The sequence below is a fragment of the Streptomyces sp. WMMB 714 genome (genome assembly GCF_900090125.1).
Classification (GTDB): Bacteria; Actinomycetota; Actinomycetes; order Streptomycetales; family Streptomycetaceae; genus Streptomyces; species Streptomyces daqingensis.
Map to the genome: position 1 here is coordinate 1 of NZ_FMHJ01000005.1, position 10,755 is coordinate 10,755.

At 74.1% G+C, this 10,755-nt stretch carries 12 protein-coding genes and 1 riboswitch; of the genes, 7 read left to right on the plus strand and 5 right to left on the minus strand.

Annotated features, from left to right (window positions below):
• Positions 1-279, plus strand: a 279-nt coding sequence (locus tag H181DRAFT_RS10140) for an integrase core domain-containing protein (RefSeq protein WP_045864034.1), incomplete at its 5' end; no start/stop codon positions are given.
• Here H181DRAFT_RS10140 and H181DRAFT_RS10145 read toward each other — a convergent pair.
• A complete protein-coding gene (locus H181DRAFT_RS10145; RefSeq protein ID WP_045864035.1) occupies positions 276-725 on the minus strand; it encodes an ATP-binding protein in 450 nt (149 codons plus the stop codon). The genes H181DRAFT_RS10140 and H181DRAFT_RS10145 overlap by 4 nt on opposite strands.
• Before the next feature lie 115 nt (positions 726-840).
• On the opposite strand from H181DRAFT_RS10145, the gene H181DRAFT_RS10150 reads away from it, so the two are divergent.
• The 5 genes from H181DRAFT_RS10150 to H181DRAFT_RS10170 all read left to right on the plus strand — a co-directional run bounded on the left by H181DRAFT_RS10150 (position 841) and on the right by H181DRAFT_RS10170 (position 4,809).
• Positions 841-1,671, plus strand: a complete 831-nt coding sequence (locus tag H181DRAFT_RS10150) for a helix-turn-helix domain-containing protein (RefSeq protein ID WP_045864036.1) — start codon at positions 841-843, stop codon at positions 1,669-1,671.
• A complete protein-coding gene (locus H181DRAFT_RS10155; RefSeq protein WP_045864037.1) occupies positions 1,668-1,877 on the plus strand; it encodes a DUF397 domain-containing protein in 210 nt (69 codons plus the stop codon). The genes H181DRAFT_RS10150 and H181DRAFT_RS10155 overlap by 4 nt, the downstream gene beginning before the upstream one ends.
• A gap of 133 nt (positions 1,878-2,010) precedes the next feature.
• The gene (cbiE, locus tag H181DRAFT_RS10160; protein WP_107068732.1) at positions 2,011-3,294 is read left to right on the plus strand and encodes a precorrin-6y C5,15-methyltransferase (decarboxylating) subunit CbiE; all 1,284 of its coding nucleotides are present in this window, start codon (positions 2,011-2,013) and stop codon (positions 3,292-3,294) included.
• Positions 3,291-4,064: a precorrin-4 C(11)-methyltransferase gene (gene cobM, locus H181DRAFT_RS10165; RefSeq protein WP_045864039.1), complete on the plus strand. Its 774-nt coding sequence runs from the start codon at positions 3,291-3,293 to the stop codon at positions 4,062-4,064. The genes cbiE and cobM overlap by 4 nt, the downstream gene beginning before the upstream one ends.
• A gap of 148 nt (positions 4,065-4,212) precedes the next feature.
• Positions 4,213-4,809, plus strand: coding sequence for a dihydrofolate reductase family protein (locus H181DRAFT_RS10170; RefSeq protein WP_045864040.1), 597 nt, complete (start codon positions 4,213-4,215; stop codon positions 4,807-4,809).
• A 10-nt stretch (positions 4,810-4,819) separates the two neighbouring features.
• On the opposite strand, the gene H181DRAFT_RS10175 is transcribed toward H181DRAFT_RS10170, so the two are convergent.
• Complete coding sequence (locus H181DRAFT_RS10175; RefSeq protein WP_045864041.1) at positions 4,820-5,971, minus strand: cobalt-precorrin-5B (C(1))-methyltransferase; 1,152 nt, start codon at positions 5,969-5,971, stop codon at positions 4,820-4,822.
• A 17-nt stretch (positions 5,972-5,988) separates the two neighbouring features.
• Here H181DRAFT_RS10175 and H181DRAFT_RS10180 point away from each other — a divergent pair, with 17 nt between their 5' ends.
• Positions 5,989-6,783 (plus strand): cobalt-precorrin-6A reductase, encoded by a 795-nt coding sequence (locus H181DRAFT_RS10180; protein WP_045864042.1) that lies wholly within the window; start codon positions 5,989-5,991, stop codon positions 6,781-6,783.
• On the opposite strand, the gene H181DRAFT_RS10185 is transcribed toward H181DRAFT_RS10180, so the two are convergent.
• From H181DRAFT_RS10185 to cobG, 3 genes are read right to left on the minus strand one after another with little or no spacing between them, the layout of a single operon-like run.
• Positions 6,769-8,388: a precorrin-2 C(20)-methyltransferase gene (locus tag H181DRAFT_RS10185; RefSeq protein WP_302622635.1), complete on the minus strand. Its 1,620-nt coding sequence runs from the start codon at positions 8,386-8,388 to the stop codon at positions 6,769-6,771. The genes H181DRAFT_RS10180 and H181DRAFT_RS10185 overlap by 15 nt on opposite strands.
• Positions 8,385-9,092 (minus strand): precorrin-8X methylmutase, encoded by a 708-nt coding sequence (locus tag H181DRAFT_RS10190; protein WP_078895641.1) that lies wholly within the window; start codon positions 9,090-9,092, stop codon positions 8,385-8,387. The genes H181DRAFT_RS10185 and H181DRAFT_RS10190 overlap by 4 nt, the downstream gene beginning before the upstream one ends.
• Before the next feature lie 4 nt (positions 9,093-9,096).
• Positions 9,097-10,533: a precorrin-3B synthase gene (gene cobG / locus H181DRAFT_RS10195; protein WP_175439744.1), complete on the minus strand. Its 1,437-nt coding sequence runs from the start codon at positions 10,531-10,533 to the stop codon at positions 9,097-9,099.
• Between the two features lie 126 nt (positions 10,534-10,659).
• Positions 10,660-10,745: riboswitch (cobalamin riboswitch) on the plus strand.
• Positions 10,746-10,755: the final 10 nt, after the last annotated feature.

The following is a 10,755-nucleotide window of genomic DNA, read 5'->3' on the forward strand; positions in this document are numbered from 1 at the left end:
TGCTACAAGTCCTACGCCTGGCGCAACACGCTGGCCGCGGCCGGCATCTCGCACAAACGCACCCGCGCCTACCGGCCGCAAACCAACGGGAAGGTCGAACGCCTCAACCGCACCCTGCTGGAAGAGTGGGCATACGCCCGCCCTTACCACTCAGAAAGCCAACGACGCGAAGCGTTCCCCAACTGGCTGCACACCTACAATCACCACCGCGCGCACACCGCGCTCGGCGGCCTACCACCCGCCAGCCGCGTTCCTAACCTCACGGGTCAGTACACCTAGGGCACGCGGCCCTCGCCTGCCGGGCCCGGCCGCCGGTGCAGCTCCAGTTCGCACCACACCGTCTTGCCCGGGTCCCGCGCGTCGACTCCCCACTTGTCGGCGAGCGCGGAGACCAGCAGCAGACCCCGGCCCCCGGCGTCCTCGTCGCCTGCCCGGCGTTCCCGCACCAGCGACAGACCCGGCCCGCTGTCGTCCACCTCGACACGCAGACGCCCGGCGGCGGGCTCCAGCAGCAGGCTCAGCCGGTAGCCGCGGCCCGGCGGGACGCCGTGCAGCACGGCGTTGGCCGCCAGCTCGCTCACGCACAGCAGCACGTCGTCCGTGCGGGCGCCCGCGCACCACTCGGCCAGGGCCCGTGCCGCGAACTCCCTGGCGGCGGGCACGGAACGGCGTTCGCGCCGGAAGTAGCCGGCACGGGTGAGAGGGGGCCGAATGTCGTCGTTCATGAGACGACTGTCACAGTGCGTCACTAGAGTCGACCAGGGAGTCAGCGCGTACGGACGCACCGTACGGCGGCGCACGGGTTCGTGTACGGCACTGGGCGGGGAACGGAGAGCGGGCATGCAGCCGGTGAGGAACAGGAAACCCAAGAAGTACTCGTCGTGGCACGTGATCGGAGCCCAGGTCGGGCAGTTCCGCAAGGCCGCCCGCATCACGCAGCCCGCGCTGGCCGAGCGGCTGTGCGTGCACGAGGACACCATCGGCTCCATCGAGCAGGGCCGCAGACCTCTCAAGCCGGACCTCGCCGCACAGCTCGACGAACTGCTCGACACGAAGGGCGTGCTGGCGGTGGCGGTGGCCAACGTGCCCGAGCGGGAACGGTTCCCGGCGTTCGCGCAGGACTTCGTCGAGCACGAGCAGGAGGCCCTGACGCTGCTGTCGTACGAGAACCACGTGGTGCCCGGTCTGCTTCAGACGGAGGCGTACGCGCGGGCGGTGTTCAACTGCCTGTATCCGCCGATCAGTCCGGAGGAGGTCGAGGAATGGACTTCGGCCCGCCTCGACCGGCAGCGGATCCTCGAACGGAGACCGTGGCCCGCAATGATGAACTTCCTGCTGGAAGAGGTGATCCTGCACCGGCCCATCGGTGGCGCCGACACGCTCCGCGAGCAGATCCGGCATCTTCGACGCTGCGCCGAACTGCCGTTCATGGGAATCCAGATCATGCCGACGAGCCGGGAGAGCCACGCAGGGCTCGCTGGCCCCATGGTGCTCTTGGAGACACCTGATCACGACCATCTTGCGTACATCGAAGGTCAGCACGTCAGCTTCCTGATCGATGACCCAGATCAGGTCAGTTCGTACCACCAGAAGTATGGGATGCTGCGCTCGCAGGCGCTCACGCCCGACGAGAGCGTGAGGTTGCTGGACAGATTGTCGGGAGGGTCATGAACAGTGCACTGGCCGAAAACCTTCACGCTGCTCGTACCTGGTTCAAGTCCAGCTACAGCAGTGATGCTGGCGGCAACTGCGTCGAGGTGGCCCGTCCCGCAGGTGCGGTGCTGGTGCGCGACACCAAGTGCCCCGGCGGGCCGGTGCTTTCGGCGGCCCCCGGCGCCTGGGCCGCGTTCCTCCGCTTCGCCGACGGGACCTCCTGAGGCCCGGGCGAGGCCCCAAGAAAGCCCCACGAGGCCCCGACCTGGGCGGACCCCGGTCCCCCTGCCGGGCAGGGGGACCGTGACCGGTCAGTAGAGTCGGCTGCGTCCCCGTCCCGAAGCCGAGGTGGCAGCAGTGGCCAGCGCACGTCCCGACCGGCCGGCAGTGACCGTCGTCGGCGTCGGCGCCGACGGATGGCCCGGTCTCACCGGCGCCGCCCGCGACGCGCTGCGCGAGGCCCAGGTGCTCATCGGCGGCGAGCGTCAACTCGCCCTGCTGCCACGGGAATGCGCCGGAGAGCGCGTGGCGTGGCCCTCGCCTCTGCGGCCTGCCGTCCCCAGGCTGCTCGCCGACTACGAGGGCTGCCGCGTGTGCGTACTGGCCAGCGGCGACCCGATGTTCTACGGAATCGGCCGTCTGCTCGCCGAAGTGGCGGGCAAGGAGCGGCTGTCGGTGCTGCCGCACCCGTCGTCGGTCAGCTACGCCTGCGCCCGGCTGGGGTGGCCGGTGGAGGACACGGAGATCGTCACGCTCGTGGGCCGGCCCGCGGCGGGCCTGAACGCGGCGCTGTACGACCGGCGCAGGGTGCTCGTGCTCAGTGCCGGAGCGGCGACGCCCGCCGAAGTCGCCGGGCTGCTGCGGGAACGCGGTTTCGGGCCGACCCGGATGCGGGTGCTGGAGCAGCTCGGCGGGGAAGGCGAGCGTCAGGTCGAGGGCATCGCGGGGGAGTGGGCCCATCCACCGGGCGATCCGCTCAACGTCATCGCCCTGGAGTGCCGCCGGACCGCCGAGGCGCCCCGGCTCTCGCTCGTGCCGGGCCTGCCGGACAGTGCGTACGAGCACGACGGCCAGCTCACGAAACGCCATGTCCGGGCGGCGACGCTGGCCGCTCTCGCGCCCGCGCCCGGCGAGCTGCTGTGGGACGTCGGCGGCGGTTCCGGCTCCGTCGCCGTCGAGTGGATGCGTGCGCACCGCGGATGCCGCGCGGTGAGCGTCGAGCGTGACCCGGTGCGGGCGGAGCGCATCGCGCGCAACGCGGACGCGCTCGGAGTGCCGTCGCTCCAGGTGGTGCGGGGTGAAGCGCCCGCCGCGCTGAGTGGACTTCCCGCACCCGACGCCGTGTTCGTCGGCGGCGGGGTCACGGTGCCCGGTGTGCTGGAGCGCTGCTGGGAGGCGGTGGCGGACGGCGGCAGGCTGGTCGTCAACGCCGTGACGCTGGAGTCGGAGGCGCTGCTGGCGGAGTGGCACCGCCGGCACGGCGGGGAGCTGTTCCGGCTTGCCGTCGCGCAGGCGGCTCCCGTGGGGGGCTTCACGGCCTGGCGGCAGTCGATGCCCGTCACCCAGTGGGCCGTGGCCGGAACCGGTCCTGGCGGCCGGGCCGCCGGGACGAACGACGCTGCGAGCGGAGAACCAGAGTGACGGTGTACTTCATCGGTGCGGGGCCCGGCGCCGCCGACCTCATGACGGTACGGGGCGTGCGGACGCTGGCCTCCTGCCGGGTCTGCCTGTACGCGGGGAGCCTCGTGCCGGAGGAGCTGCTCGCCGAATGCCCGCCCGGCGCGCGGCTCGTGGACACCGCGCAGCTCGATCTGGACCGCATCACCGAGGAGTTGGTGCGGGCACACGGCGAAGGGCACGACGTGGCCCGGCTGCACTCCGGCGACCCGTCCGTCTTCAGCGCCGTCGCCGAGCAGATGAGGCGCCTCGACGCGGCGGGTGTGCCATACGAAGTGGTGCCGGGCGTACCGGCGTTCGCCGCCGCGGCAGCGGCGCTCAAACGCGAACTGACGGTGCCCACCGTCGGGCAGACGGTGGTGCTGACCCGTATCGCTGCCCGCGCCACGGCCATGCCCGAGGGCGAGGACCTGGCGACGCTCGGACGCAGCCGCGCGCTGCTCGTACTGCACCTGGCGGCGGGCCACGTGGACCGCGTCGTGGAGGAGCTGCTGCCGCACTACGGGGCCGACTGCCCCGCGGCCGTCGTCGCCATGGCCAGCCGCCCCGACGAGACGGTGCTGCGGGGCACGCTCGACGGCATCGCGGCCCAGGTGAAGGCGGCGGGCATCGTGCGCACCGCCGTCATCATGGTCGGACGCACCCTCGCCGCCGAGCAGTTCGGCGACAGCCACCTCTACTCCCCTCACCGCGACCGGAGTTGCGGGCCCGGGCCCCGCGCAAGCGACGGCTGACCCGGTCCGGGCGCGCCGCGCCCGTCCCGAACCGCAGGCCCGCGAGGGCACGCTGCCGCCGATTACGGGTCATTGCGGTCTCGAACAGGCAAAGGCCGCCGAACCTCCGTATTCTGGTGGTGATCCGGGCGGATGAGAGGTGAGTCACGTGCGCATCGTGATCTGCGAGTTCATGAGTCTCGACGGCGTCGTGCAGGCGCCGGGCGGGCCTGGCGAGGACACCTCGGGCGGCTTCGCCCACGGTGGCTGGACGGCCCCCTTCTTCGACCCCGAAGTGGTGGGCGGCACCTTCGACGACGCGACGGCGAAGGCCGACGCGCTGCTGTTCGGGCGCCGCACCTGGAAGGCGATGGCCGAGGCGTGGCCGGGCCGCGCCGGCGACCCGTTCGCGGACCGTGTGAACTCCCTCCGGAAGTACGTCGTCTCGGGCACGCTCAACGACAAGGACCTGGTGTGGGAGAACACCGTCCGCGTCCCCGGAGGTGAGGCCGTCGCCCGCATCCGCGAGCTGCGCGGTTCGCCGGGCGGCGACATCGTGGTGATGGGGAGCCCGACGCTGGCGCGCACCCTCCTGCGCGAGGAACTGGCCGACGAACTCCGGCTGATGATCATGCCGGTGCTGCTCGGCGGCGGGAAGCGGATCTTCCCGGACGAGGGCGTGCTGCGCACCCTGGAGCTGGTCTCCACCGTCACCAGCGCCAAGGGCGTGAACGTGTGCACCTACCGTCCGGTGCCCGCGGGGTAGACCCGGCCGCTCAGCGCGGCGCGGAGCGGCCGACGATCGTGCCGGCGCGGTCGACGCAGATGACGTCGACCGTGACCGGTGCGCCGCGCAGCACGCCGATGGCCTGGTCCCGGGCCGCCGCGGCCACCAGGTCGCCCAGCGGCACGCCCGCCGCGGCGCACGACTGCAGTGCGGCGAGGCCCGTGTTGGCGTTGGCGACCGCCGCCGCCAGCTCCTCGTCCGCTCCGCCTTCGCGGGCCAGCGCGGCCAGGAATCCCTTGTCGACCTGGGAGCGCGCCGAGTGCAGATCGAGGTGCCCCGCGGCGAGTTTGGAGAGCTTCGCGAAGCCGCCGCAGACGGTGAGCCGCGGGACGGGGTGGCGGCGCACGTATTTCAGGACGGCGCCCGCGAAGTCGCCCATGTCGAGCAACGCGTCCTCGGGCAGGCCGTATTCGGCGGTGACCGTGCGTTCCGACGTCGAGCCGGTGCATCCCGCCACGTGCGTGCGGCCGGCGGCACGCGCCACGTCCACGCCGCGCCTGATGGAGTCGATCCAGGCCGAGCACGAGTAGGGCACGACGACGCCCGTGGTGCCGAGGACGGAGAGCCCGCCGAGGATGCCCAGGCGCGGGTTCCAGGTGGAGCGGGCGATCTCCTCCCCGTCGTCCACGGACACGGTCAGCTCGGCGTCCGCGGTGATGCCGTGGCCCGCGGCCACGCGGCTGAGGTGCTCGCGCATCATCTCCCGCGGCACCGGGTTGATCGCGGGCTCGCCCACGGCGAGGGGGAGACCCGGGCGGGTGACGGTCCCGACGCCGGGCCCGGCGCGGAAGACCACGCCGGACCCGGGCGGCAGCGCCCGCACCCGCACGCGGACCAGGACGCCGTGCGTGACGTCCGGGTCGTCGCCGGCGTCCTTCACCACGCCCGCCATGGCCTCCCGCTCCGGTCCGGGGGTCAGGGACTCGACGGCCAGCGCGAAGGAGGGCGTGCGGCCCTTGGGCAGGGTGACGGTGACCGGGTCGGGGAACTCGCCGGTCAGCAGGGCGGTGTAGGCGGCGGTGGCGGCGGCCGTCGCGCAGGCCCCGGTCGTCCATCCGGGCCGCAGACCCGTGTGCTTGAGTTGGGCCTCGCGTCCGCCAGGGGCGGAGGAGCCGTGCGCTCCGGAGTCAGACGTCGTCATGAAGGGGCCCGCCGCCGATGCACCGTGCCGAGACCGCCGCCGCGCCCCGTGTGCTGATCCTCGGCGGCACCACGGAGGCCCGCCGTCTCGCCGGACTGCTGACCGGGCATCCGGCCGAGGAGTCTCCCGAGGGGACCGCGCCCCTGCACGTGACGACGTCGCTCGCCGGGCGGGTCGCCAGCCCCGCGCGGGTGCCGGGCGCCGTGCGCGTCGGGGGGTTCGGGGGCGCCCAGGGAATGGCTCGCTGGCTGCGGGACCACCGGACGGACCTCCTCATCGACGCCACCCATCCTTTCGCCGGCACGATCAGTTCCCACGCGGCGCTGGCCGCGTCCCTCGCCCATGTTCCCCTGCTCGTGCTGCGGCGGCCCGGCTGGGAGGCGGCCGAGGGCGACGACTGGCATTCCGCCGCCTCACTGGCCGAGGCCGCGGAGATGCTGCCCGCCCTGGGGAAGCGGGTCTTCCTCACCACGGGACGTACGGGCCTGCCGGCTTTCGCGCACCTCGACGGGCTGTGGTTCCTGCTGCGCTGCGTCGACCCGCCGCGGCCCCCCCTGCCCGCGCACCTGGAGACCGTGCTCGACCGCGGCCCGTTCCACCTCGACGACGAGCGCGAACTGCTGCGCAGGCACCGCGTCGACGTCCTGGTCAGCAAGGACAGCGGCGGCGCGGCGACCGCGCCGAAGCTCGTGGCAGCCCGCGAGGCGGGCCTGCCCGTCGTCCTGGTGCGCCGTCCGCCCGTGGTGGAGGGCACGCGGACCGTGGAGGAGCCGGAGCAGGCCGCGGCCTGGGTGCGGTCACGCCTCGGGTGAGATCTCCGGGGTGTAGCGGCGGGGCGTCCAGACGGCGGGCCCGCCCTCTCCGTCCGCGCCGCCGCGCGGTACCGCACGCGTACGGGACGACCCGACGAGCAGGATCGTGCGCATGTCGACCGTCTCGGGTGCGAGGTCGGCCAGCTGCACGGTCCGCACCCGCTCTCCCGGGCCGCCGACGTCGCGGGCCACGACGACCGGGGTGTCCGGAGCGCGGTGCTCCAGCAGCAGCTCGCGGGCCTTCGCCACCTGCCAAGTGCGGCTGCGCGAGCCGGGGTTGTAGAGCGCGAGCGCCAGGTCCGCCGACGCGGCCGCCGCGAGCCGGCCGGCGATGACCTCCCAGGGCTTGAGCCGGTCGGAGAGCGAGATGACGGCGTAGTCGTGGCCGAGAGGCGCACCCGCGCGTGCGGCCGCCGCGCTCGCCGCCGTCACGCCGGGCACGACCCGCACCGGAACGTCCTGGTACGGCTCCTGGGAAGCGACCTCCAGCACGGCGCTGGCCATCGCGAACACCCCGGGGTCGCCGGACGAGACGACGGCCACGCGCCGGCCGCGCCGTGCGAGGTCCAGGGCGAGTTCGGCGCGTTCGGACTCCACCTTGTTGTCGGAGGCGTGGCGCCGCTGGCCGTGGCGCTCCGGCACCCGGTCGAGGTAGGTGGTGTAGCCCACCAGGTCCTGGGCGGCGGCGAGTTCGCCGCGCGCCTCGGGCGTGAGCCACAGCGGCCCCGCGGGGCCCGTCCCGACCACCACGACCTCTGCCGCGCCGGGCGGCGGCTCGGGCGCCCGCCCCGCGCGGCTGGGGAGCACGGCGAGGGAGAAGTACGGCACCGAGCCGGCGTCGGCGTCCGCCAGGGTCCCCGTACGCTCACCGGTCATCGTGGCGCGCTCCACGTAGCGGGCCTCGGCCAGCCGGCCCGCGTCCTCGACGGCCTTGCGGACGGCGGGGAAGGTACGGCCCAGCTTCATCACCACGGCGGCGTCGGTGGCGGCCAGACGCGCGGTCAGCTCCTCCTCGGGAAGCGTCCCCGGCAGGATCGTCAGCACCTCGTCGCCTTCGGCGAGCGGTGTGCCCAGCCGGGACGCGGCGGCGCTCACGGAGGTGACGCCCGGCACGACCTCCGTCCGGTAGCGGTCGGCGAGCCGCTTGTGCATGTGCATGTACGAGCCGTAGAAGAGCGGGTCCCCCTCGGCGAGTACGGCGACGGTGCGGCCCGCGTCGAGGTGCGCCGCGAGACGCGCGGCGGACTCCGCGTAGAACTCCTCCATCGCGCCCTTGTAGCCGCCGGGATGGTCCGTCGTCCCTGTCGTGACGGGGTAGACCAGTGCCTCCTCGATGTGGCCGGGCCGCAGATGCTCGGCCGCGATGGCGCGCGCGATGGAACGGCCGTGCCGGGCGCTGTGGTAGGCGACGACGTCGGCCTCGGCGATGACCTGCACCGCCCGCAGCGTCATCAGCGACGGGTCGCCGGGGCCGAGCCCCACGCCGTAGAGGCGGCCGGGGGAGACCGGGCCCGGGGACGGGGTGCGCTGCCCGTGCGGTGCGGCGGCGTCCCCGTCGGCGTGCTGCACGGGGGCCGTGTCCTGAGGGGTCTGCTGCTGTGTCACTCTTTTTCGCTCGCTATCGCGTTGATCGCGGCCGCGGCGATCGCGCTGCCGCCGCGACGTCCTCGTACGACGAGGTGGTCCAGGCCGGACGGGTGGGCCGCGAGTGCGTCCTTGGACTCGGCGGCGCCGACGAAACCGACGGGTACTCCGATGACGGCGGCCGGGCGGGGCGCGCCCTCCTCGACCATCTCCAGCAGCCGGAACAGAGCCGTGGGCGCGTTGCCCACCGCGACCACGGCACCGTTCAGCCTCTCCCGCCACAGCTCCATCGCCGCAGCGCTGCGAGTGGTGCCCATGTCGGCGGCGAGCCCGGGCACCGACGGGTCGGAGAGCGTGCACACGACGTCGTTGCCCGCGGGGAGGCGCCTGCGGGTGACACCGCTCGCCACCATGGACACGTCGCACAGGACGGGGGCGCCGGCACGCAGCGCGGCCCTCGCGCGCGAGACCACCCGCGGCGTGAACGCGAGATCGCGGACCAGGTCGACCATGCCGCAGGCGTGGATCATGCGGACGGCGACCTGGGCGACGTCCGGGGGCAGGCCGGACAGGTCCGCCTCGGCGCGGATCGTGGCGAAGGACCGGCGGTAGATGGCCGCGCCGTCCTTCTCGTACCGGTACCCGTGCTCCGGGTGCTCGTCCTGCTGGGCGGGTTCGTCGTTCTGGGCGTACTCGTCGTGCTCGGACACTGCGCTGTCGCTCATCCCGTCACTCTCGTCCGGCGCGTGCCGATGCGACGGCGTGGGCGAGTTCTCCGTCCGGCACGGCCCGCTCCCGTGTGGAGCCCTCTGCCTGAACGGCCACCGTATAGCCGTTCCCGCCCGCCACGACATCGACCACGTCACCTTTGGGGCGTCCGCAGCGGCGTTCGCAGCCCGAGAAGTGGACCGGCAGCAGGGACGTTTCCGCAGGCGGCGCGGGCGCGGGCGCGGGCGCGGGCTCGGGGGCGGGTTCGGGGGCGGGGGCGCCGGAGCCGGAGGCCGCGGTGTCCGGCCCCGGTGCCAGGGCGGCGTCGGAGCGCACGTCGCGGTGCGAGCGGGCGCAGCCGGGCAGGCCGGTGCAGGCGCTGACGCCGTGCCAGGGGGAGTCCGCGCCGGTGACCAGCCCGGCGTCGCGCAGCTCGCGCAGCCGCGCCGACGCCTCCGCGGCGGGCAGGCCGGGAACGACGACGCCCCGCCAGGGCGTCACCCGCAGCTCCCCTTTCGCGGCACCGTCAACGCCGTTCCCCCGCTGTTCGGAGAGGGAGGCCAGCCGGTGCAGCTGCTCCGCGGTCAGGCGCCCCAGCCGGGCGAGGACGTACAGGGAGCACCGGCCCGCCGGGCCTTCCACCACGCCCGGTGCCGGAGCGGAGGCGGCGGGCAGGGGAGGGACGCCGGCGACCGGCCGCACCGGGACGCCGCCTCCACGCAGCCGGTGGGCCACGCGGAGGGCGAACTGCTCGCCGCCGTCCGGCAGTTCGCTCACCCGCCAGACCGTCGCGCCGCTCTCCCGTACGGCCGAGAGGAAGGCCTCGGCCGCCAGCAGCGCCGCGTCGGGGGCGTGTTCGGCGGGGACCAGCACGGCCGCGGTACCGGCCACCCGCAGGAGGACCTCCCGGCCGCCGGGCAGAGCGATCAATGTCACATCCGCCTCCAGGCCCGCGGTGTCGCCGCGGCCGTCGTCGAAGGCGAAGAGGAACCGTCCCGAGAGCGCCGTCGCGTCATCGCTGGCCAGCAGCAGCTCGTCCAACTGGGCGGCCCACGGCCGGACATCGGCGTGACCGTGCCCGTCCAGTCCGCTGAGCGGGGACGCGACGACGTTGCGCACCCGGTCGTGCCGGGGCGAGGGCAGCAGACCGGCCGCGTCGAGCCGTGCCGCCAGCTCCGCGCTCTTCTGCCCGTCCAGGCCACGAAGTTGCAGGTTGCCGCGGGAGGTGACGTCGATGTGGCCGTCACCGAGAAGCTCCGCCGTCCCGGCGAGCGCGCGGGCCTGCGCGGAGGTCAGCAGGCCGGCGGGGACGCGGACACGGGCCAGCGCGCCGTCGTCGGCGGGGTGCAGCCGCAACGCTCCGGGGCAGGCGTCGCCGCGGTCCCGTCCGTGCCCGTCAGGCCGGACCCGGGTGTCCGTTCCGTCCCGTTCCCGTGCGGTGGAGGCGAGTTGCGGCATGGCGGCGAGCATACCGACGGCCTGGGACGACGACGCCGCGTCCGTATCGCGCGGGCCGCCGCGGCGGCCCTTACGATGTTGCACGGCGGGCCGCGCGGCCCGCCACCGTCAGCGACGGCGCCAGGGGAGGAAGCCGGTGTGAATCCGGCGCGGTCCCGCCACTGTGAGCCCGTCATGTGCGCGCTGCGCACATGCGGGCGAGCCAGGAACTCCCGCCGTCTC